The 22,731-nt window shown below is 68.6% G+C and carries 19 protein-coding genes; 9 read left to right on the forward strand and 10 right to left on the reverse strand.

Annotated features, from left to right (window positions below):
- Positions 1 to 32: 32 nt before the first annotated feature.
- The gene (locus tag IEX50_RS08705) at positions 33 to 3,077 is read right to left on the reverse strand and encodes an autotransporter outer membrane beta-barrel domain-containing protein (RefSeq protein ID WP_229673830.1); all 3,045 of its coding nucleotides are present in this window, start codon (positions 3,075 to 3,077) and stop codon (positions 33 to 35) included.
- A 287-nt stretch (positions 3,078 to 3,364) separates the two neighbouring features.
- Between IEX50_RS08705 and IEX50_RS08710 the strand changes: the two genes are divergently transcribed.
- From IEX50_RS08710 to IEX50_RS08720, 3 genes are all read left to right on the forward strand, one after another.
- The gene (locus IEX50_RS08710) at positions 3,365 to 4,201 is read left to right on the forward strand and encodes a methyltransferase domain-containing protein (protein WP_157174703.1); all 837 of its coding nucleotides are present in this window, start codon (positions 3,365 to 3,367) and stop codon (positions 4,199 to 4,201) included.
- Positions 4,202 to 4,262: 61 nt separating this feature from the next.
- Positions 4,263 to 4,499: a hypothetical protein gene (locus IEX50_RS08715; protein WP_157174702.1), complete on the forward strand. Its 237-nt coding sequence runs from the start codon at positions 4,263 to 4,265 to the stop codon at positions 4,497 to 4,499.
- A gap of 159 nt (positions 4,500 to 4,658) precedes the next feature.
- Positions 4,659 to 6,485 (forward strand): DUF885 domain-containing protein, encoded by a 1,827-nt coding sequence (locus tag IEX50_RS08720; protein WP_157174701.1) that lies wholly within the window; start codon positions 4,659 to 4,661, stop codon positions 6,483 to 6,485.
- Between the two features lie 491 nt (positions 6,486 to 6,976).
- Here the strand turns inward: IEX50_RS08720 and IEX50_RS08725 are convergent, their stop codons facing one another.
- On the reverse strand, positions 6,977 to 7,258 hold the full coding sequence (locus IEX50_RS08725) for a hypothetical protein (protein ID WP_157174700.1): 282 nt from the start codon (positions 7,256 to 7,258) through the stop codon (positions 6,977 to 6,979).
- 374 nt (positions 7,259 to 7,632) lie between these two features.
- On the opposite strand from IEX50_RS08725, the gene IEX50_RS08730 reads away from it, so the two are divergent.
- From IEX50_RS08730 to IEX50_RS08740, 3 genes are all read left to right on the forward strand, one after another.
- Positions 7,633 to 8,001: an RcnB family protein gene (locus tag IEX50_RS08730; RefSeq protein ID WP_157174699.1), complete on the forward strand. Its 369-nt coding sequence runs from the start codon at positions 7,633 to 7,635 to the stop codon at positions 7,999 to 8,001.
- 80 nt (positions 8,002 to 8,081) lie between these two features.
- Positions 8,082 to 8,804 carry a response regulator gene (locus IEX50_RS08735; protein WP_157174698.1) on the forward strand — a complete coding sequence of 241 codons (723 nt, stop codon included), beginning with the start codon at positions 8,082 to 8,084 and terminating at the stop codon, positions 8,802 to 8,804.
- On the forward strand, positions 8,801 to 10,165 hold the full coding sequence (locus IEX50_RS08740; RefSeq protein ID WP_157174697.1) for a HAMP domain-containing sensor histidine kinase: 1,365 nt from the start codon (positions 8,801 to 8,803) through the stop codon (positions 10,163 to 10,165). Before IEX50_RS08735 ends, IEX50_RS08740 begins: the two co-directional genes overlap by 4 nt.
- Before the next feature lie 123 nt (positions 10,166 to 10,288).
- On the opposite strand, the gene IEX50_RS08745 is transcribed toward IEX50_RS08740, so the two are convergent.
- Complete coding sequence (locus IEX50_RS08745) at positions 10,289 to 10,939, reverse strand: YitT family protein (protein WP_157175770.1); 651 nt, start codon at positions 10,937 to 10,939, stop codon at positions 10,289 to 10,291.
- Positions 10,940 to 11,100: 161 nt separating this feature from the next.
- Between IEX50_RS08745 and IEX50_RS08750 the strand changes: the two genes are divergently transcribed.
- The 3 genes from IEX50_RS08750 to IEX50_RS08760 are packed head-to-tail and all read left to right on the forward strand — an operon-like array spanning position 11,101 to position 13,384.
- Entirely contained in the window at positions 11,101 to 11,583 is a 483-nt protein-coding gene (locus IEX50_RS08750) for a PH domain-containing protein (RefSeq protein ID WP_157174696.1), read from the forward strand.
- Positions 11,580 to 13,103: a PH domain-containing protein gene (locus IEX50_RS08755; RefSeq protein ID WP_157174695.1), complete on the forward strand. Its 1,524-nt coding sequence runs from the start codon at positions 11,580 to 11,582 to the stop codon at positions 13,101 to 13,103. Before IEX50_RS08750 ends, IEX50_RS08755 begins: the two co-directional genes overlap by 4 nt.
- On the forward strand, positions 13,100 to 13,384 hold the full coding sequence (locus IEX50_RS08760) for a CsbD family protein (RefSeq protein ID WP_157174694.1): 285 nt from the start codon (positions 13,100 to 13,102) through the stop codon (positions 13,382 to 13,384). Before IEX50_RS08755 ends, IEX50_RS08760 begins: the two co-directional genes overlap by 4 nt.
- A gap of 49 nt (positions 13,385 to 13,433) precedes the next feature.
- Here the strand turns inward: IEX50_RS08760 and IEX50_RS08765 are convergent, their stop codons facing one another.
- The 7 genes from IEX50_RS08765 to IEX50_RS08795 all read right to left on the reverse strand — a co-directional run bounded on the left by IEX50_RS08765 (position 13,434) and on the right by IEX50_RS08795 (position 22,524).
- The gene (locus tag IEX50_RS08765) at positions 13,434 to 15,404 is read right to left on the reverse strand and encodes an acetyl-CoA carboxylase biotin carboxylase subunit (protein WP_157174693.1); all 1,971 of its coding nucleotides are present in this window, start codon (positions 15,402 to 15,404) and stop codon (positions 13,434 to 13,436) included.
- A gap of 106 nt (positions 15,405 to 15,510) precedes the next feature.
- A complete protein-coding gene (locus IEX50_RS08770) occupies positions 15,511 to 16,068 on the reverse strand; it encodes a hypothetical protein (RefSeq protein WP_157174692.1) in 558 nt (185 codons plus the stop codon).
- Positions 16,065 to 17,069, reverse strand: a complete 1,005-nt coding sequence (gene bioB / locus IEX50_RS08775; protein WP_260160743.1) for a biotin synthase BioB — start codon at positions 17,067 to 17,069, stop codon at positions 16,065 to 16,067. The genes IEX50_RS08770 and bioB overlap by 4 nt, the downstream gene beginning before the upstream one ends.
- Positions 17,070 to 17,254: 185 nt before the next feature.
- Positions 17,255 to 19,465 (reverse strand): methylmalonyl-CoA mutase, encoded by a 2,211-nt coding sequence (scpA, locus tag IEX50_RS08780; protein ID WP_157174690.1) that lies wholly within the window; start codon positions 19,463 to 19,465, stop codon positions 17,255 to 17,257.
- Positions 19,466 to 19,613: 148 nt separating this feature from the next.
- On the reverse strand, positions 19,614 to 20,399 hold the full coding sequence (locus IEX50_RS08785; RefSeq protein WP_157174689.1) for an enoyl-CoA hydratase-related protein: 786 nt from the start codon (positions 20,397 to 20,399) through the stop codon (positions 19,614 to 19,616).
- A 145-nt stretch (positions 20,400 to 20,544) separates the two neighbouring features.
- Positions 20,545 to 20,964 carry a methylmalonyl-CoA epimerase gene (gene mce, locus IEX50_RS08790; RefSeq protein ID WP_157174688.1) on the reverse strand — a complete coding sequence of 140 codons (420 nt, stop codon included), beginning with the start codon at positions 20,962 to 20,964 and terminating at the stop codon, positions 20,545 to 20,547.
- A 27-nt stretch (positions 20,965 to 20,991) separates the two neighbouring features.
- Positions 20,992 to 22,524, reverse strand: coding sequence for an acyl-CoA carboxylase subunit beta (locus IEX50_RS08795; RefSeq protein ID WP_157174687.1), 1,533 nt, complete (start codon positions 22,522 to 22,524; stop codon positions 20,992 to 20,994).
- Between the last annotated feature and the right edge of the window lie 207 nt (positions 22,525 to 22,731).

Here is a 22,731-nt window from a genome sequence, read left to right on the forward strand (position 1 = left end):
GCACGCAGGACGGACGCGGCCACGCGCCCGGCCTACAACGCGATCTGCAACGCCGCGCGGGCGGACAGCGCGACATCACCCAGCCGCTGCTCGGCCCCCACTTCGCCGCTCAGCCGCACCTCGGGCGCGCCGGTGATCGCGCGCACCTTGCCCATCCAGCCGCTGTCGCGCCCCTCCGGGTCCAGCGTGAACGCGGTCCCGCTGCCGAAACTCGCGGTCGTGCGACCCAGCGCACCGGCCAGATGCTGGCGGCGGCCGCCCTCCACCTCGATCCGGCTCCACTGGTCGAACTGGTTGTTGCCGCCGAAGTTCAGCCCCGCGGCGACGCTCGCCGTGCCGGCCAGTTCGTCGCTGCGCCGCTCGCGCACCGTCAGGTCGAACGCCCTGTCGCCGCCGCTCTCGACATAGGCGTCTTCGTTCAACCGGTAATAATCGATCGCCAGCACGGGGCGCAGGGTGATCCGCCCGACCCTATGCTCGTACCATAGCGTCCCCGATCCGGTGTACAGCGTGCCGTTCCAGTCCCCGTTCGCGCGCCGCGTCACCGTCTCGGTCCCGACCGTCCCCTCGAACTGCCGAACCGAATCGAACGAGACGAACGCCGCCGATCCGCGCGCACTGGCCGCGAACCCACCCCAGCGCCCGCGCCACGATCCGGCCAGTTCGAACTGGTCGTGGTCGACGCGGTTCACCGCTACGCCCTCCGTATCGCGGCCGCTCAGATACGCGATCGTCACGCCGAAATTGCCAATCGGTGTCCGGTGCTCGACCCCGCCGCTCAGGCCCCAGCCCCGCACGTCGTAGCTGGTCGTGCCGCGCGTCGCCTTCGATGCGTCCCAGCCAATCGGCGTGAACGTCATACCCCACGGTCCTTCCGCCAGGTACGACCCCAGCGGATCGCTTGCCGGCCCGGCCACCGCCCGGGACGCCAGCGTCACGCTCTCGAACACGCCGCCGGCGTAGTTGGGCAGCATCTGATCGACCGCCGAACGGAACGCGGCACCATCGTACAGCCCGCGCACCGCGGCCGCGACCCTCGCATCACCGCCCAGCGCCGCATCGATCGAATCGAACGCGCTGGCTTGCGCCCGGTTGAACCCCAGCTCGGTGTTCGCCTTGCGCGTCACGTCGACCGCGATCTCGTTCGGCAGGGTCGCGACGATCGCGCTCCTGTAAAGGAACGGCACCGATTGATCGGCCAGCGACAGATTGTTCGCGCCGGTCAACGTGCCCGACCGCAATACCACATAGCGCCCCGCAATGTCGGCCCCGCCCGTTACGCGCAACGCCAGCCGGCTGTCCGCACCAATCGTCGTCGCCCCGCCAACCTGGATCAGGTTCGCGGTCGGGTTCGCCCTGTCCAGCGCGACTGACAGGATCGATCCGGTACCCAGCGTCAGCGATCCGATGCTCGCCCCGCCGTCGGCCGCGAATGTCCCGCCGCCCGACGCCACCGTCACTGCCACCGCGCCCGCATTGGCCAGCCTGCCCGCGAAGACGCCCCTGTCCGCGATGGTCAGCACGTCCTGCCCGCCGCCCGCAAAGTCCGCCGTTCCGCTGAACCGCGCGGTCCCGCCGATCGCCAGCGTATCCGCCCCGCTACCGAACGTCGCCCTGCCCGCATAGCTGCCCGCGCCTGCCATGGTCAGGCGGTTATTGCCTGCGCCAAACGACACGTCGCCGGTCACAGTGCCGGCACCGATGTCCAGCGTGTCGCTCCCGCTGCCGAACCGGATCGCCCCGGTGATCGTGGGTCCTGCCGCCCCGCTCGCCGCGGCGATCTGCCTTACCGTCGTGCCCGCGCTGTTCGTCGACAGGTCGATCGCCACGTTGCGGATCGCATCCGCCCCCGACCCGGTGATCGACCCCGCATTCTCGACCAGCGTCACGCCGCCCGTCCGGTCGAGGATCGCGGTCGCCGCACCCGCAGCATTGCCCGCGGTCGCGGCGATCGTGCCGCTGTTGCGCACCGTCGGAACCGCGGCACCGGTGTCGATCAGCACCGCGATCGCCTGCGCCGCCGTCCCGCCCGTCGCGGCGACGCTGCCCGTCACCTGGATCACCGGCGTCTGCACTCCCGCGCCGATCCGGATCGCCGTCGCGTCCGCTGCGACCGCACCGGCCTGCACCGTCCCGCCGATTGCGATCCCGTTGGCGATCGTCACCGCGCCGCCCAGCCCGCCGACCTGCAACCCGGTCGCCGCGATCCCGTTATACAGCCCGCTGCCCGTCACCCTGCCGTTCACGACCAGGCCCGGTCCGGGTGTGGTGCCCGCCACCGGCCCGATCGTCACCGCGCGGGTCGCCGATCCGACCAGCATCGCCGGGGCGCCGCCGTAGGCGGTGACATCCGCTGCCCTGCCACTTGCGTTCGACAACGTCACGCCGCCGGTCACGTTACCACCGACGATCAGCGCCGACCCGCCCTGCAACAAATCGTCCGCGTCCAGCCTCGCCCCGGCCGGCGGCGTGGTGTAGCGGTATCCGGTCGCCGCGATCACCCCCTCGATCACCACCGCGCCGGTGACGTCACCGTTCAGCCGCGCACCGACCGCGCCTTGGCCAAGCGCGGTGATCGTCCCGCCCAGCGTCACCGCACCGGTCACCGCCTGCAACTGCACGCCGGTCGACCGATCGCCCGTTACGCTCGTCGTGCCGCCCGTCGTGAACGCCCCGGTCAGCGGACCGCCCAGCACGATCCCCGCGGAATCCTGCCCCTCGACCGTGATCTCGCCGCTATGCGCGATCGCGCCGGTAAAGGCCCCCGCCGTGCGGATACCCGCCCGCCGCGTCCCTTGCGCGAACGGCCCGTCCAGGTCCCCGTCCGTATCGCCGTCGGTCGGCGTATAGCTTTCGTCAACGATGATCCTGCCGGTGTTGGTGATCCCGCCGCGCACGCCGGCCTGCGCCAGGATGCCGTTTGCATCGTTCGCGCCCGTGACTTGGATCGTGCCCGCATTCGTTACGCTGTTGTCGCTGTCGATCGTCACCGCATTGCCACTGGCCGGCGTGACCGACCCGGCCGCCACGATGTTGACGTTGTCCGCCGCCCCCGCCCTCACGGTTGCAGTTCGCACGGCGGTCGTCTGCCTTGTATCGATGACGGTCTGGGCACCGGCCGACCCGGCGACGGACAGAGCGAGAATTCCGGTTGAGGCAAGCAGCAGGCGCACGGTTTCGATTCCCTTCGAACTAGTCTTCAGGGATCAGGACGGAGCCATCCGGTCGCAGCCTTGGACGCGATCGAGCCGGCGCGCGGCTGTCCCGGCCGTCGGCTGCTTCACTTCGAAATGATCTGGCCTTCCCGCGGTGGCGCGCTTACTGCCGTCCGCAATTCACCAGGGCTAAGACAAGGTTAACCCCAATGACGACCGACACTGCCGGCGATCGTACCGTCACGGATTTTGTGTGCTCCATGTACCGCGACGTGCTTGGCCGGGAACCGGACGCGGGCGGGTTCGACGGGTTCTGCGAAGCGCTTCGCCGCGGTACCAAGCAGGCGGACGTCCTCAACACCTTCCTCGAAGGGGCCGAGTTCCGCGAAGGTGAGCGCACGCGCTGCGAAACATTCCTCGCCGACTGGATCGTCAACGGCAACAGCTCGGGACGCTTCCCGCTCGACTATCAGCCGCCCGGTGAAGCCGGCCGATCCTACCGCCAGCGCGTCCGGTCGGGCTTCCTTGATCGCTACTGCAACAACGGCATCGTCCTCGATGTTGGCTACAGCGGCTACGACAACCCGAGCAACCTCGCCGCCCTGCCCGAAGCGATCGGCGTCGATCTCAACTATCCGGGCTATGACGGCACCCGCCTGCCGTTCGACGACGGCAGCATCGGCACAGTCTTCTCCAGCCACTGCCTCGAACATATTTCGGAGGATCTGGCCGTCATCCGCGACTGGCACCGCGTGCTGAAGGTCGGTGGCTTCATCGTCTGCATGGTGCCGCACATGGCGCTTTACGAAAAACGCAGCACCCTGCCGTCGGCCTTCAACGAAGATCACAAGCGGATGTATACCTCGGCTTCGCTGGTCGCCAGCTTCGAACAGGCGCTTACCGTAAACAGCTTCCGCATCCGCCATCTGCGGGAAAATGACACGGACTTCGACTACGCGATCGGCCCGGACCAGCATTCGGACGGGGCTTACGAAATCGAACTGGTTATCGAAAAGATCGCGCAGCCGGGATGGGCGCTGGCCTGAAGCGCGTCACCGGGAACGGCTTGGCCACCCGCTTCGTTCTAGCGGAGTAAGGAGACTGAAAATGGCCGACGACAATCTCGAAAACCACGCCTCCGTAGCCGGTGCAGCAGCTGGTGGTCCGAACGGCAACGAAGCGGGCGATCCCAACCTGACCGAGGAACAGCGAATCGAACTGCGCCGCCGCCGCGCGATGGCGAGCGCCGTCGACGATGCCGATGCCAGCCACCAGGGCGGCATGGGCGCACAGGGCGCCGCGGTCGACTTCGGCAAGCCGAAGAATTTCGGCCTCCCCGACTGAACCCGACCCGGGCCGCTACCCAACCGGTAGCGGCCCGTTCTACGTCGGAAGCGCCCCGGCGTCGGCCGGGGCTTGGACGCAATATCTCCCTCACGAAAACTACTGGCGCTCCCGCACCCCCGATGTACTCTTCACGCTTCGTCTCAACGGAGCGCCCGCATGATCCTCGACCGCCGTGCCTTTGTCCTGTCGACCGCCGCCGCGGGGCTCCTGTCCGCCAGTGGCCGCGCCCTCGCCGCAATCGATCCGCGGCTCGGCACTGGGCTCGATGCGATCTCCAACGACATCCTCGACACCTCGCCCGAAACCGCGAGCTATCTCGGTCTCGACAGCGGCGCCCGTGCCGCCGCGCGCGGCCAGTTGTCCGATCGCTCCGCCGCCGCCCGCGCGCGGACGCAGACCGACATCACGCGTTACCGCCGCATCCTGGCCGGCATCGATCGCGCCGCGCTCTCCCCGCATGACCGGCTGCTCTACGATTCCGCCGCCTACGAACTCGCCAACGGCGCGGCCGGCGCGAACTTCGCCTATGGCGGTGTCGGCGTCCTCGGCGGCGGCAACCCCTATGTCATCAGCCAGCAGGACGGCGCGTACCAGAGCATCCCCGAATTCCTCGACTCGGTCCACCGCGTCGAAAACCGCGCCGATGCCGACGCCTATCTCGCGCGCCTCACCGCCTTTCCCACCGCGCTGAACCAGGAAACCGAACAGGCGCGCCACGACGCGGGCCTCGGCGTCATCCCGCCCGATTTCCTGCTCGACACCGCACTCGGCCAGCTCCGCGAACTGCGCGCGGTTCCGGCCGCACAGGCGCGCATGGTTACCTCGCTCACCCGCCGCACCACCGAGAAAAACATTCCCGGCGACTGGGCCGCCCGCGCGACGAAGATCGTCTCAACCGGCGTCTACCCCGCGCTCGACCGTCAGATCGCGGCGCTCACCGCGATCCGCACGAAGGCCACGTCCGACGCCGGCGCCTGGAACCTGCCGCAGGGCGACGCCTATTACGCGTGGCTCCTGCAATATGCGACGAGCACGGATCTGACCCCCGACGCGATCCACAAGATGGGCCTCGACCAGGGTCGCGACCTCGACGGTCGGATGGAGGCGGTCCTGAAATCGCAGGGCCTGACGCAGGGCTCCGTCGGCGAACGGCTGGCGGCGCTCACTCGCGATCCGAAGCAGCTGTTCCCCAACACCGATGCCGGCCGCGGCCAGGCGATCGCCTATGTGAACGAACAGATCGCCAAGCTCCGCGCGCTCCTGCCCCGCGTGTCGCGCATGACGATGCGCGCCGACCTCCAGGTCAAGCGCGTGCCGAAGGACATCGAGGCGGGCGCCGCACTCGGCTACATGAACTTCGCCTCGCTCGACGGCTCGCGCCCGGCGATCTACTATATCAACCTGAAGGACATGGGGAACTGGCCGCGCTTCACCATCCCCTCGCTGTCCGCGCATGAAGGGCTGCCGGGCCACACCTGGCAGGGCGCCTATGTGGCCGAACATCGCGACGACGTGCCGCTGATCGGCTCACTGATGGGTTTCAATGCCTATACCGAGGGCTGGGCGCTCTATTCGGAACAGCTCGTCGACGAACTCGGCTTCTATGCGGACGATCCGTTCGGACGGCTCGGCATGTATCAGGCGCTGCGCTTCCGCGCCTCGCGGCTCGTCACCGACACCGGGCTCCATGCCAAGCGTTGGACCCGTACGCAGGCGATCGACTATCTCACCACCAGCACCGGCCGCGCCCGCGCCGCCTGCACCAGCGAGGTCGACCGCTACTGTGCCTCGCCCGGCCAAGCCTGCGGCTACAAGGTCGGCCATACCGAGATCGTCCGACTGCGCGACAAGGCGAAGACCGCGCTCGGCAACCGCTACGACGTGCGCGATTTCAACGACGCGGTCATCCGCGCCGGCGCCGTCCCGCTCACCGTCCTGTCCACCGCGATCGACGATTATGTCGCGACCGCTCGCAAGGCCTGAGCCTTACGATTGCGTTACGCGTATCCGTAAATTGTAAAAATGCACTTGCGCGAAAGCCTGCTGCACTGCACAAAGAGTGTGCCTTTCAGGCATCCTCTCCTAAAACTTACGGGCTGACCTTCGGGTCGGCCCTTTTTTTATGATTCGGGTTGGGCTATCGGAACCGCTCTGCAGCTCGACCGAACAAGTATAACTCGGAGCGGGGCCGCCGGCATGACCGGCAACGGCGATGCCGCAGCTGGGGGATGGAGCGCTCGCGCTCTCCCCCAGACGCCCGGGGGGACGGGACCCAGCTCAACTCACCCGAACACTCACTATCAAACATCCACCCCGTTTGGTTCCAGCCTGTCGAGAACTCGGCGCTGGGTTCTCGACAGGCTCGAACCAAACGGAACTGGGATAGGACCTCGCTCAGAACCGTCCATGCCGAGCGAAGTCGAGGCACCTCCCCCGAGCGAAGCCGACAGGCGCCAACCCGCAAGCCTCAGACCCTACAAATCCCCAGCATCCAGGATAATCGCATGCTGCCCCTGCTCCGGCATGGTCGCCGCCACCCGCGTCGCCACCCGTTCGATCCGCGATCGCACCGTATGCGACATCGCCCCCGCCGGCCCGATCCCCAGCTTCGCATCCGCCCCCGCGGTCAGGCACACCACGAACGCCCGCGCGTCGTAACAGGCGCGGTAGCAACTCAGCATCGGCATCTGCACCGTCCCGCCGGCCACGGTCGGATCACGCAACGGGTTGATGATCAGGGTCGGGGCACGGCGCATGCGCGTCTCTACCGCGAACCGCCGCCTCGCTCCACCCACGCGACCTACTAGACGGCACGTCGGGTCCTGCCGCCCGGCGATCATGATGATTGCGCTACCGACATGTTGCATTACCAAAAATGCACTTGCCGGATCAGCTGCTGCACCGCACAAGGGACAGGCCTTTCAGGCATCCTCTCCTAAGACTTACGGGCTGGCCTTCGCGCCGGCCCTTTTTTTGTGCTCAGCCCGGTCGGTCTGATTCGGACCGCACGTCACACTGATACAAACTGCGACACGATTCCCCGTCCACCGGGATATCGCTGCGACCATGGTGCTCCATCTTCCAATCAACGCCGACGGGATCGGCGTCGACCTTGAAAGGGAGACACACCATGAAGAAGTTCATCATCGCACTGCTCGCCGCCACCATCGCAACCGGTCCGGTCGCCGCCGCCCCCGACCGCCAGAACGACGGCCGCGGCCGTGTCGAACAGCGCGACCAGCGCCGCACCGTGGTCGTGAAGAAGACCGTCGTCCGCCAGGATCGCCGCGCCACGCCGCAGAAGGATCGCCGCTGGGCCAAGGGTCAGCGCTTCGAAAGCCGCTACGCGCGCAACTACCGCGTCATCCAGACGCCCCGTCAGTACCGCCTGAGCGCGGCACCGCGCGGCTACCGCTGGGTCCAGTCGGGCAATGACGCCGTCCTGATCGGCATCACCAGCGGCATCATCGCCGCGGTCTCCGCCAACGTGATCCGTTAAGCCAGCGGATCGGCACAGCCCCGGGGTCCATCCGACCCCGGGGCTTCGCCATGCCCGCCGGACTTGCTAGGCTGCCCCCCATGTCGGACGAACCCCATATCCTGCTGGTCGACGATGCGCGCGACATCCGCGATCCGCTCGCGGCGTATCTCGGGCGCGAAGGGATGCGCGTCACCAAGGCGGAAAGCGCCGCCGCCGCGCGCGCCGTCCTCGCCGTCCACGCGATCGACCTCGTCCTGCTCGACGTCATGATGCCGGGCGAGGACGGCCTGTCGCTCGCCGGCTTCCTGCGCGCCACCACGCAGATCCCGGTCATCCTGCTCACCGCCCGCGCGGAGGAGGTCGACCGCATCCTGGGGCTGGAGATCGGCGCCGACGATTATGTGACGAAGCCCTTCTCCCCGCGCGAACTGCTCGCCCGGATCAAGGCCGTCCTGCGCCGCACCGCGGGCGGCGGCACCGCGACGGTCCACGCCCCCGATGCGGACGGCTTCGCATTCGGCCCCTGGGTCCTGCGCACCGGCGACCGCGAACTGGTCGACGAAGCCGGCGTCGCCGCCCCGCTGTCGACCGGCGAATACAACCTCCTCCACGCGTTCGTCACCCACCCGCGCCGCGTGCTGACCCGCGATCAGCTGCTCGATCTCAGCCAGGGCCGCGAACTGGCCGCGTTCGAACGCAGCATCGACAACCACATCAGCCGCCTGCGCCGCAAGCTGGAGCTCGACCCCGCCGATCCGCGCCTGATCAAGACGGTCCGCGGCGGCGGCTACATGCTTGCCGCCGACGTGCGCCGCATATGATCCGCTTCCTGCCGCGCAGCCTCGGCGGCCAGATGGCGCTGCTGCTCGGCTTGGCGCTGCTCGTCGCGCAGATCGCCAATGTCGCGCTGATCCTGAACGAGCGCCAGAAACTCACACTCGCCCAGAACCAGGGCCCCGCGATCGACCGGTTCGCCGGCGTGGCGGCCGATCTCGCCGCCGCCGCACCCGAATTCCGCGCCGCGCTGCTCGCCGACGCCTCGCACCGCGGCGCCCGCTTCGCCTACTCGGCCGACAGCGGCATTCCCCCCCGCGCCCGCAACGCTGCGGTCGAGGCGCGGCTGGCCGATGCACTCGCCGATCTCGACACCCGCCCCGCCGCGGTCCGCGCCGCGATCACCAGGGCGCCCGAGCCACCCCGCCTCCCCGGCGCGAACCGCGCCCGCCCGCCGGAATCCGCCGAACGCCAGCTGATGATCCTCGCCGTCCGCGGGCGCGAGGGGCGCTGGCTGACCGCGCGGATCATCACGCCACCGCGCGACCCGCGGCTCGGCATCCGGCTGGGCGCCGCCACGTTGCTGCTTTACCTGATCGTACTCGGCGCCAGCATCGTCATCGCGATGCGGCTCGCCCGCCCGTTGCGCGATCTGACCCGCGCGGCCGATGCGTTCGGCGGGCGGGGCGATCCGGTCGCGGTGCCGGTCCGCGGGCCGGACGATCTGCGCCACGCGATCGTCGCGTTCAACGCGATGAACGCGCGCGTGGTGGCACTGCTCGACGAAAAGGACCGCATGCTCGGCGCGATCGGTCACGACCTGCGCACCCCGCTCGCCTCGCTCCGCATCCGGATCGAGGGGATGGACCCCGCCGAGGAACGCGTCGCCGCGATCGCGACCATCGACGAATCGACCGCGATGCTGGAGGACATCCTCGTCCTCGCCCGCACCGGCCGCGTGCGCGAGGACGCCCGCCGGATGGACGTCGCCGCTTTGGTCGAGGCGCTGGTGGAGGACTACCGCGACATGGGTCGCGCGGTCGCCTTTACACCCGGCCCACGTGCCATCGCCGACGTGCAGCCCGTCCTGCTGCGCCGCGCGGTCCGCAACCTCGTCGACAACGCGCTCGCCTACGCCACCACCGCGACGCTGTCGGTCGCCGCCACCGCGGACGCCGTGATCGTCAGCATCGCCGACGACGGCCCCGGCATCCCCCCCGCCGACCGCGCCCGCATGATGCAGCCCTTCCAGCGCCAGGACTCCTCCCGCAACCGCGACACCGGCGGCACCGGCCTCGGCCTCGCCATCGCCCGCAGCATCGCCGAAGGCCATGGCGGTACACTGACGCTGGGCGAGGCGGAGGGCGGCGGGTTGCTGGCGGAGATCAGGTTGCCGGTTACGCGTTAGGCGTCACCCCAAGCCAAACCGCTTCCCCGAGGGGAGAGGGAGCCAAGTCACGCAGCGCAACCAAAAGCCCTCTCCCCTCCGGGGAGAGGGTTGGGAGAGGGGAGCAACACCGCCGTCAAATCGCTACCGCCCCACATACCGATCCGGCCGATGCCAGGCGATCAACACCAGACTGATCGCCGCCGCACTCAACGCGGACCAGCACAACCGCTCCAGACTCACCACGGGCACCGCTGCCGCCAGGATCAGCACGTCGATCGCGATCTGCGTCCGACCCGCATTCCACCCACGCCGCCGCTGCAACCAAAGCGTGATCACGCCAGTGCCACCCACCCCCGCATCGTGCCGCGCCAGCGACAGGATCCCCATCCCGATCACCGTCCCCCCCACCAGCGCCGCGAACATCGGATGCACGTCGGCGATCGTCAGCGACAGCTTGGCGGCGGCCGAAATCGCCGCGATCCCGACATTCACCAGCACCGTCTTCACCGCGAACCGCGCCCCCATCACGCGGTGCGCGAACAGGAAGAACGGGATGTTGATCACCGTGAACAGCACCCCCACCGGCCACGGCACCAGATACGACACCAGCAGCGCGACCCCCGCGATCCCGCCGGTCACCAACCCGGCGGCGTGCAGCAGCACCAGTCCCAGCACCAGCAGGATGCACCCGACGACCAGCGCATAGCCGTCCTCGACCAGGCTATGCGCGGTCCCGCGTTCGGCACGCGCGCGGGTGCGGCGGTTCGGCGTCGTCAGCGGTGTCGTCGTCATGGCGGTCAGCCCCGGATCGGCGTCAAAATGGTCCGGCATCCGCTCCACCGGCCCGCGCGCATGGGCGGTCCTAGTGACGCAGCCCTAACCCGCCCGACCGGCGGTGTCATCCAAAGACCATTTCGCTTGTCGCCGGCCCCACCGCTGCGCCAGGATGCGCCATGCCGATCGCCGCCCTTCCGCCGATGCTCCCGCTCGACCCGCGCCAGGTCGCCGTCCTGCGCGTCCGCGGTATCGCCAACGCCGCCGCGCTGCTCGTCGCCGCCGGCATCGCGGAGGTCGCGCTGTTCGCCAACGACATCCCCTCCGGCATCGTCGCCGGCCTCGCGCTGATCGTCGCGGCGTGGCTGATCCTGCTCGCCCCGCGCCGCGCGTGGCAACGCTGGTCGCATGCCTTCACGACGCAGGAACTGCACGTCGCCTCGGGCTGGCTGACGCAGGTCCACACCATCGTCCCCGTCGCGCGGGTTCAGCATATCGATCTGGCGCAGGGCCCGGTCGAGCGGCGCTACGGCGTCGCCACGCTCGTCCTGCACACCGCGGGGACCGATCACAGCCGCGTCACCGTCCCCGGCCTGGCGCGTGCCGATGCCGAATCGATCCGCGACACGATCCGCGCCCGCCTCACCCCCGGTCCGACATGACGCCCGACGCGCCGCCCGCCACGCCACGCCGCCTCGACCCGCGCAGCGTCGCGCTCATGGCGGTCCGCAAGCTGCCGTCGATGGTGTTCGGCATCCCGCTCATCGCGACGATGTCCGCCACCGGCCGGGTCTGGCTCGTCGTGTTGGCGCTGGCCGCCGCGATCGTCAGCCTGGGCGCGCTCTGGCTGCGCTGGCGGTCCTTCACCTACGCGATCGGCGCGGACGACATCACCATCACGCAGGGCATCCTCACCACCAACCGCCGCTCTATTCCGCTCGACCGTATCCAGGACGTCTCGATCGAGCGCCGCCCGCTCGCCCGCCTGTTCGGCGTCGCCACCGTCCGTTTGGAGACCGGCGCCGGCGAAACCGACGAGGGCGTCCTCGACGCCGTCTCGCTGGCCGAGGCCGAACGCATCCGCGCGCTCATCCGCAGCCCACGCACCGCCACTGCCACACCAGATATCGCCCAGCCCGCCCCGGAACGCACCATCTTCGCCATGGACGCCCGCCGCCTCGCGCAGATGGGCGCGTTCGGCTTCTCGCTCGTCTGGCTTGCCGCGATCGGCGCTGCGGTGCAGGCGCTCGGCAACTTCTTCGATTACGACCGCGACCAGATCGAACGCACCATCGGCGCCGCGCCCGACATCGCCGCGCACTGGATGTCGCTGCTCACCGTCGCTGCCACCTTGCTCGCCGTCCTCATCGCCGGTGTGATCGCGGGCTTCGTCCGTACGGTCCTGACCCAATATGGCTTTCGGCTGACGCTGGCCGACGGTCGCTTCCGCCGCATCCGCGGGCTGCTGACCCGCACCGAAGTCGTCGTCGGCATCGCGCGCATCCAGCTTGCGCTGGTCGAACGCGGCATCGTCTCCGGCCGGCTCGGCTGGGCGTCGCTCCGCTTCCAGACGCTCGGCGGCAGCAACGACGCGGGCGGGCGGCAGGACATGGCCCCCTTCGCCCGCCCGCCCGAAATCGCCGCGATCGTCACCGCCGCCGGCCTCCCCGCCTTCGATCCACAGCCCTTGCGCCCCGTCGCCCCCGGCCATGTCCTGCGCAGCGCGCTGACCCACGCCGGCCTTCCGCTTGTGGCAATCCTCGCTGCCGGCATCGTCTTCCCGCCCGCGCTGTTCGGCCTGCTGCTCCTGCCCATCCCGGTCGGTGCCGCGCTGCTCGCCCGCCGCCATCACCGCTACGTGCTGGTCGGCGACAGTCTCCAGGTCGCACACGGCGTACTGGCGCAGTGCGAATGGACGGTTCCGCGCGACGCGGTGCAGGCCGTCACCCTGTCGCGCACCTGGCTGCAACGTCGGCTCGACCTCGTCACCGTGCGCGTCGACACGGCCGGCGCACGTGGCCTCCACCGCCCCGATGTCGTCGATATCGCACCCGCCGCGGCCGCCCGGCTGGCCGCGGATCTGATCGTAACCAAAATGAAATGGGAAACCGAACGCGATTCGGACGTTGCGTCAGTCCATGCTCCTCTCACGGAGCCGACTGACGAAAGGACATTCTCATGAGCATCACGACTCTCAAGGGCGACGGCAACGAAATCGGCGGCAAGTTCAAGGAAGCCGCAGGCGACCTGACCGGCGACCGCTCGCTGCAGTCCAGCGGCGTAGCCGACCAGGTGACCGGCAAGGTCCAGCAGGGCGTCGGCGCCGCACGTGATGCGATCTCCGGGAATGTCGCACCGCTCGCCGACAAGGCGAAGGGCTTTGCCAAGCAGCGCCCGTTCGCGACGGCCGCACTGGTCGGCGTCGTCGGCATCGCGCTGCTCAACACACTGCGCGGTCGCTAAGACCCACTGATTTCGCGGCGTCCCGGCTGGTCCGGGACGCCGCGAACCCTCATTCGAATTCCATGATCACCGCGTCGACCGCCAGGCTGTCGCCCGGTTTCGCATCTACCCGCGCCACGGTCCCGGCCTTCTCCGCGCGCAGGATATTCTCCATCTTCATCGCCTCGACCACCGCCAGCGGCTGACCCGCCTCGACCCGGTCGCCCGCCGCCACATGCACCGCGGTGATCAGGCCCGGCATCGGGCACAGCAGGAACCGGCTCAGGTCCGGCGGCACCTTCTCGATCATATGCCGCGACAGCGCCGCGATGTCCGGCCTCAGCACGCTCACCCGGTGGCTCGCGCCCCGCGTCGTGAACCGCCACTGCGTCCCCTTGCGCACCACGCGGATTGCCAGCGGCTCCCCGTCGATCGTCGCCTCCACTAGCCGCTGCCCCGGCACATAGGGCGCATCGACCACCAGCGCGGTGCCGTCCACCGTCACCTGCTCGCCCTTGATCGCCACGTCGTGCGCCACGCCGTCGATCGTCGCGACCCAGGCGGAGACATCGTCCGGCCCGCCATTCAACTGCCCGCTGATCCGACCGGCACGCGCCGCATCCGCGCTCGCGATCAGCCCCGCCACCGCCGCCAGCCGCGTGACCAGCGCCGTATCGGCCGGCGCACCCACGAACCCGTCGGGATATTCCTCCGCGATGAACCCCGTCGTGATCTCGCCCGATCGGAACCGCGGATGCTGCATCAGCGCGGACAGGAAATCGACATTATGCCCGATCCCGTCGATCTCGAACCGGTCGAGCGCCGCGACCTGCGCATCGATCGCCGTGATCCGGTCCGGCCCATGCGTGATCAGCTTGGCGATCATCGGGTCGTAGAACATCGAAATGTCCGCCCCCTCGACCACCCCGTCGTCCACGCGGACATCGGCGGACACCGCCGGCGGGCGATAGCGTACCAGCCGCCCGGTCGACGGCAGGAACCCGCGATACGGATCCTCGGCATAGACCCGCGTCTCCACCGCCCAGCCGTCCAGCCGCACATCATCCTGTCCGAAACTCAGCCGCTCGCCCGCCGCCACCCGGATCATCTGTTCGACCAGGTCGAGCCCCGTCACATATTCGGTGACGGGATGCTCGACCTGCAACCGCGTATTCATCTCGAGAAAATAGAAACTGCGGTCCGCCCCCGCGATGAACTCGACCGTCCCCGCGCTGAAATACCCCACCGCACGCGCCAGTTCGACCGCCTGTTCGCCCATCGCGCGGCGCATCTCGGGCGTCACGAACGGCGACGGCGCTTCCTCGACCACTTTCTGGTGGCGCCGCTGCACCGAACATTCGCGCTCACCCAGATAGACGAGGTTCCCATGCTGGTCGCCGAGCAGCTGGATCTCGATATGGCGTGGGCTTTCGACGAACTTCTCGATGAACACCCGGTCGTCGCCGAAACTCGCCAGCCCCTCGCGCTTCGTCGCGTCGAACCCCTCGCGCACGTCCCGCTCGTTCCACGCCAGCCGCATCCCCTTGCCGCCGCCGCCGGCCGACGCCTTCATCATCACCGGATATCCGATGTCGCCCGCAATCTCGACCGCATGGTCGGTATCGCGGATCTCGCCGATGAAGCCCGGCACCACTGACACGCCCGCCGCACGCGCCAGCTTCTTCGATTCGATCTTGTCGCCCATCGCCGCGATCGCCCCCGGCGGCGGCCCGATGAACGCGATGTCGTTCTCGGCCAACAACCGCGCGAACGACTCCCGCTCCGACAGGAACCCGTATCCCGGATGCACCGCCTGCGCGCCGGTCTCCTTCGCCGCCAGCAGGATCGCGTCCGCCAGCAGATAGCTGTCCGACGCCGGCGGCGGCCCCAACCGCACCGACTGGTCCGCCATCAGGACATGCGGGCTGCGCGTGTCCGCATCGGAATAGACCGCCACCGTCGCGATACCCATCGCCCGCGCCGTGCGGATCACCCGGCACGCGATCTCACCACGATTGGCGATCAGGATCTTCTCGAACATGCTGGTCCTCTCCTGAGGGCTTTATATGTGCCCCGGCGCAGCCGGGGCCTAGGTGAAACGGCGGCGTCCAGGCCCCGGCCTCCGCCGGGGAACGGCCACCGCATCGCTACTTCGCCAACGCCGCCGACAACCGGATATCGGTCCCGCCGTCCGCCGCATTGCGCGTCCCCGCCGAAATCCGCACCGCGCGCCCGTCGGGTCCGGCCGCGGACCAGTCGGTCACCGCCTGCCCCTTGCCCGACCGCGTCCGCCCGGTCTTCAGCGCGAGCGCTTCCGCCACCCGCGCCGACATGTTCAGATGGTCGACGCTCGCCGCCGCGCGGCCCAGCACGGTGCAGCGCATCGCCCCGTCGCGCGCCTGGCCGTAGCTGACCAGCGCGCGGTCCGCCCGCCACGTCTGCCCCGGCCCCGTATCGCGCCGCGGCAGCGCCACGAACTTCAGGTCCGACGCCGCCACGGCCGCCGCAAACGCATCGGCATCGGTCAGGTTCGGCAGACACAATGTCTTGAACAGCGTCACCGCCGCCTCCGGATCGATCGCGACCCGAACCGGAGCGACCGGCGTACTGGCGGGCGCTGACATCACCGGCGGATGCAACCGCAGCGTCTCGGCGCTCGGCACGCCGCCTTGCGCGATCAACAACGCGACCGAGACCGCGATCATGCCGCCGCGCCCATCGGGCTCAGTCCAAGCGCCGCGAACAGCGCGCCGTCCGCATCACCGCCGGCATTGCCCGTCGTCAGCAACCGGTCGCCCGTGAAGATGGAGTTCGCCCCCGCCAGGAAACACAGTGCCTGACACGCCTGGCTCATGCTCTCCCGCCCGGCGGACAGCCGCACGCTCGACGTCGGCATCAGGATGCGCGCCACCGCCACCGTCCGCACGAATTCGATATCGTCGATCCGCGTCTCGCCGCCCGCGATCATCCGGTCGCCGATCGGCGTTCCCGCGATCGGCACCAGCGCGTTGAGCGGCACACTCTCCGGATGCTTCGGCAACGTCGCCAGCGCGTGCAGGAAATCGACGCGGTCCGCGCGGCTCTCGCCCATCCCCAGGATGCCGCCGCAACACACCGCCATGCCCGACGCACGGACATTCTCCAGCGTGTCGAGCCGGTCGCCATAGGTCCGTGTCGTCACGACCTCGCCGTAAAACTCCGGCCCGCTGTCCAGATTATGGTTGTAGTAATCCAGCCCCGCGTCGGCCAGCCGATCGGCCTGCGACCGGTCGAGCATGCCCAGCGTCATGCACGTCTCCAGCCCCAGCGCCTTCACCTCCGCCACCATCGCGGTCAGCGCCGGCATGTCGCGCTCCTTCGGGCTCCGCCACGCGGCCCCCATGCAGAACCGCTCGGACCCTGCCGCCTTCGCCTCGCGCGCCGACGCCACCACCGCATCGTGATCCATCAGCTTGGACGCCTTCAGCCCCGTCTCGAACGACGCCGACTGCGAACAATAGCCGCAATTCTCCGCACATCCCCCGGTCTTGATCGACAGCAGCGTCGAAAGCTGCACCCGGTTCGCATCATGATGCGCCCGATGCACCTGCTGTGCTTGGAACATCAAATCCATGAACGGCAGATCGAACAACGCGGCGATCTCAGAATGCGAAACCGTCTTCTGCTGCTGCTCCCCCTCCCCTTCAGGAGTTTCCGCATTCTTCAGGTCGGAATTGCCCCCGGCAATTCCTGAAACAGGCCGGGGGCCTGTTTCACCTGAAGCAGGCGGAAACTGGGTAGGGGGGTGGGGAGCGACGGGCGGGGCGGAAGCTGCCGGTGAAGCACCAAACAACGCCGGCCCTTCCTCCGACGGCGAAGACCCCAGAACGGTTTTCAGAATCTCAAGCATACTCACTCCACACCCACCGGCGGCACATTATGCCCCAGCAACTGCAACACCTGCGATGCTGCGTCCACCAGGTTGGTACCCGGCCCAAAGATCCCCTGCACCCCCGCATCGCGCAGGATCTGATAATCCTGCGCCGGGATCACCCCGCCCGCGATTACCTTGATGTCGCTCCGCCCCGCCTCGCGCAGGTGGCCGATCAGCTCGGGGATCAGCGTCTTGTGCCCGGCGGCCAGGCTCGACGCGCCCACCACGTCCACGTCGCGCGCGATCGCCAGCTCGGCCGCCTCGCGCGGCGTCTGGAACAGCGGCCCGGCGACGATCTCGAACCCCAGGTCGCCGAACGCGGACGACACCAGGTTCGCACCGCGGTCATGCCCGTCCTGCCCCATCTTCGCGACCAGCATCCTTGGGCTCCGCCCCTTGCGCCGCGCGATCGACGACACGCCGTCCTTCAACCCGTCCCACGCCGCATCGCCATCATACGCACCGCCATAGATGCCCGACACCGGCGTCGGCTGCGTACCGTAGCGCCCGAACACCGTCTCCATCGCCGCCGAAATCTCGCCCAGCGTCGCCCGCGCCCGCGCGCAATCGACCGCCAGCGCCAACAGGTTCGCGTCGCCCCGCGCCCCCTCGGTCAACGCCGCCAGCGTCGCCGCACACGCCGCCTCGTCACGCCCGGCCTTCACGCGCGCGATCCGCGCCACCTGCGCCTCGCGCACCGCGACATTGTCGACGTCCAGGATGTCGATCGGATCCTGATCAGGCAGCGTGTACTTGTTCACCCCGACGATCACCGCCTCGCCGCGGTCGACGCGCGCGGCAAACCCCGCCGCCGCCTCCTCGATCCGCCGCTTGGGCATCCCGCTCGCGACCGCCTTGGTCATGCCGCCCAGCGCCTCGACCTCCTCGATGATCGCCCACGCCTCGTCGTGCAGCTGCTTGGTCAGCGCCTCGACATAGTAAGACCCGCCCAGCGGATCGACGACCTTCGTGATCCCGGTCTCCTCCTGCAGCACGATCTGCGTGTTACGCGCGATCCGGGCAGAGAAATCGGTCGGCAGCGCGATCGCCTCGTCCAGCGCATTGGTGTGGAGCGACTGCGTCCCCCCGAACGCCGCGGCCATTGCCTCCACGGTCGTGCGGATCACGTTGTTGTACGGGTCCTGCTCGGTCAGCGACACGCCGCTCGTCTGGCAATGCGTGCGCAGCATCTTGGACCGCTCGTCCTTCGCGCCCAGCTCGGTCATCACGCGGTACCAGAGCGTCCGCGCCGCCCGCAGCTTCGACACCTCCATGAAGAAGTTCATGCCGATCGCGAAGAAGAACGACAGCCGGCCCGCAAACGCATCGATGTCCTGCCCGCGCGCGATGGCGGCGCGCGCATATTCCATCCCGTCGGCGATCGTGAATGCCAGCTCCTGCACCTGCGTCGCCCCGGCTTCCTGCATGTGATAGCCGGAGATCGAGATGCTGTTGAACTTCGGCATGTGCGCCGACGTGTATCCGATGATGTCCGCGATGATCCGCATGCTGGGTTCGGGCGGATAGATATACGTGTTGCGGACCATGAACTCCTTCAGGATGTCGTTCTGGATCGTCCCGTCGAGCAGGTGCTGGGGCACGCCCTGCTCCTCGCCCGCCACGATGAAGAACGCCAGGATCGGGATCACCGCGCCGTTCATCGTCATGCTGACCGACATCTTGTCGAGCGGGATGCCGTCGAACAGGATCTTCATGTCGTCGATCGTGTCGATCGCCACGCCCGCCTTGCCGACATCGCCGGTGACGCGCGGGTGATCGCTGTCGTATCCGCGGTGCGTCGCCAGATCGAACGCGACCGACAACCCCTTCTGCCCCGCCGCCAGGTTGCGCCGGTAAAAGGCATTGGATGCCTCCGCCGTCGAGAACCCCGCATATTGCCGGATCGTCCACGGCCGTCCCGCATACATCGACGCCCGCACCCCACGCGTAAACGGCGCGAACCCCGGCAACCCCGGATCGATCCCCGCAACATCCTCGGCGGTATAAAGCGGCTTCACCACGATCCCCTCCGGCGTCCGCCAGTCGAGATCCCGCCCCTTCACCTCCTTGGCGGCGGCGCGCTCCCAATCGGCCCGCGTCGGGTCGGCCCTAGGCTCCGGCTGCACCGACTCCTTGGGCGGAACACCCGGATCTTCGCCGGGCAGAATGGGCTCGACAATGTCGCTCATAACTCCCCCTCCCCTTCAGGGGAGGGGGTAGGGGGGTGGGGAGTGACGGGCGGGGCGGATCCCACCAGCGTTGCAAGCGCGGACCTGTCGCACCCACCCCCAGCCCCTCCCTTAAAAGGGAGGGGGGCCTGTCGTGCTTGAACCATCGTCATCGCCCCGAAAACTCCGCTTTGCGCTTCCCCACGAAAGCCATAACACCCTCCGCAAAATCCGTAGTCCGCCCCGCCGCCCGCTGGTCCACAGCCTCCCGCGCCAACACATCCACCAAAGGCGTCGTCAAAGCCCCAGCCACGGCCCGCCGGATCATCCCCATCGCCCGCGTCGGCCCCGCCGCCAGCCGAACCGCCAGCGCCCGCGCCTCCACCAGCAAAGCCTCATCCTCCACCACACGGTGGATCATCCCCCAATCCAGCGCCAACTCCGCCGGCACCCGCTCACCCAGCAGCATCATCTCGAGCGCCTTCGCCCGCCCCGCCGCCTTCGCCACCAGCCAAGTTGCGCCGAAGTCCGGCACCAGCCCGATATTGACGAACGCCAGCAGGAAATAGGCCGACCGCCCCGCCACCACGAAGTCCCCATGCAGCGCCAGCGAGCATCCCGCCCCCGCCGCCGCCCCCTGCACCGCCGTCACCACCGGGATCGGCAGCTCGGCCAGCTGCACCGCCAGCGGATTATAATGCGTCTCCAGCATCTGCCCCAGATCGGCCGGCAGCCCCCCATCGCTCCGCGCGACAAGGTCCGCCCCCGAGCAAAAGGCCCGCCCCTCACCCGCGATCAGCACCGCCCGCGCACCCTCGTCGACCGCGCGGGCCAACGCCGCACTCAGTTCCGCCAGCATCTCCGGCACGATCGCATTCAACCGCTCCGCCCGCGCCAGCGTGATGGTCGCGACCGCCTCGTCGTGGGCGTACCGGATGGTGCCATATTCGGTCACAGCGTCACTCCCAAACCCATCCGTCCATCCCGAGCGAAGTCGAGGGACCCTTCGAGCGCAGTCGAGAAGCCAACGCCTCGGCTACGCTCGGCGAGCGTGCCTCGACTGCGCTCGGCATGGACGGGACTAGAGTTGGTAATTCCCATCAATGCCCCGCCCCGATCGGCGCTTCCATCAACTCAACCAAAACCCCGCCCATGTCTCTGGGATGTAGAAACACCACCAAGGTCCCATGCGCCCCGATCCGCGGAGCCCCCAGCACCCGCGCACCCTTGGCGGCCATGTCCGCCACCGCCGCCGCGATATCGTCCACCTCGAAACACACATGATGCTGCCCGCCCGCGGGGTTCTTGGCCAGAAACCCATGGATCGGCGACGCCTCCCCCAACGGCTCGATCAACTCGATCTGCGTATTGGGCAGGTCCACGAAGCACACCCGGACCCCCTGCGCCGCCAGGTCGAACGGCTCCCCCACCGTCGCGCCGAGCACGTCGCGATACACCGCCAGCGAAGCCTCGATCGACGGCGTCGCGATCCCGACATGGTTCAACCGGCCGATGGTCATGACGTCATCCCCACAGGATCAGCGGCCTCAAAGCGGAATATTGTCATGCTTCTTCCACGGATTCTCCAGCACCTTCCCGCGCAGCTTGCGCAGGCCCAGCGCCACCCGTCGCCGCGTCGAATGCGGCATAATCACCTCGTCGATGAAGCCCTTGGACGCCGCCACGAACGGGTTCGCGAACCGCGCCTCATATTCCGCGGTCCGCTCCGCGATCTTCTCCGGGTCGCCGGCCTCGCGGCGGAAGATGATCTCCACCGCGCCCTTCGCGCCCATCACCGCGATCTCCGCGGTCGGCCACGCATAGTTCAGATCGCCGCGCAGATGCTTCGACGCCATCACGTCGTACGCGCCGCCATAGGCCTTGCGCGTGATGATGGTGATCTTCGGTACCGTCGCCTCGGCATAGGCGAACAGCAGCTTGGCACCATGTTTGATGATCCCGTTATGCTCCTGCGCCACGCCCGGCAGGAACCCCGGCACGTCGACGAACGTCAGGATCGGGATCCCGAAGGCATCGCAGAACCGCACGAACCGCGCGGCTTTCTTGGATGAGTTGATGTCGAGCACGCCGGCCAGCACCATCGGCTGGTTCGCGACGATCCCCACCGTGCGCCCCTCGACCCGCCCGAACCCGGTCAGGATATTGCCCGCATGGGTCGGCTGCGTCTCGAAGAAATCGCCCTCGTCCACCACCCGCGCGATCAGCTCGCGCATGTCGTACGGCTTGTTCGAACTGTCGGGGATCAGCGTGTCGAGCGCGGGCTCCAGCCGGTCCCACGGGTCGGTCGTCGGCCGCACCGGCGGCTCCGCCCGGTTCGACGCGGGCAGGAAATCCACGAAGTCCCGCGTGGCGAGCAGCGTTTCGATATCGTTCTCGAACGCCACATCGGCCACGCCGGACTTCGTGGAGTGCGTCACGGCACCACCCAGTTCCTCTTGGGAGACCACTTCGTTGGTGACGGTCTTCACTACCTCGGGGCCCGTGACGAACATGTAACTCGAATCCTTCACCATGAAGATGAAGTCGGTCATCGCGGGCGAATACACCGCACCGCCCGCGCACGGCCCCATGATGACCGAGATCTGCGGCACGACGCCCGATGCCAGCACGTTGCGCTGGAACACCTCGGCATAGCCGCCCAGTGACGCGACGCCCTCCTGGATCCGCGCGCCGCCGCTGTCGTTCAGCCCGATCACCGGCGCACCGACCTTCAGCGCCATGTCCATGATCTTGCAGATCTTCTGCGCATGGCGTTCGGACAGCGACCCGCCGAACACCGTGAAGTCCTGGCTGAACACGAACACCAGCCGGCCGTTGACGGTGCCCGATCCGGTGACGACCCCGTCGCCCGGGAACACCTGGTCCTGCATGCCGAAATCGACGCAGTTATGCTCGACATAGGCGTCCAGCTCCTCGAACGACCCGGCGTCGAGCAGCACGTCAAGCCGCTCGCGCGCGGTCAGCCGCCCCTTGGCATGCTGCGCCGCCACCCGCGCCGGCCCGCCCCCGGCCCGCGCCTCCGCCCGCTTCGCTTCCAACCGTTCCAGGATCGCCAGCACGCTCGTCTCCTTGTGGGATCACCTCCTCCCACCCTGCGCCCGCTCACGCAAATGTGAACTTGCAAAGTTGCGAAGGGCGAGTTTGCAGAATAAACCTTCTTACTCCCCCTCCCTTTCAAGGGAGGGGGTCGGGGGGTGGGTAGCGACGGGCGGGGCAGATCCCACCAGCGTTGCAAACGCGGACCTGTCCCACCCACCCCCAACCCC

It is taken from the genome of Sphingomonas prati (assembly GCF_014643515.1).
GTDB classification, from domain to species: domain Bacteria; phylum Pseudomonadota; class Alphaproteobacteria; order Sphingomonadales; family Sphingomonadaceae; genus Sphingomonas_R; species Sphingomonas_R prati.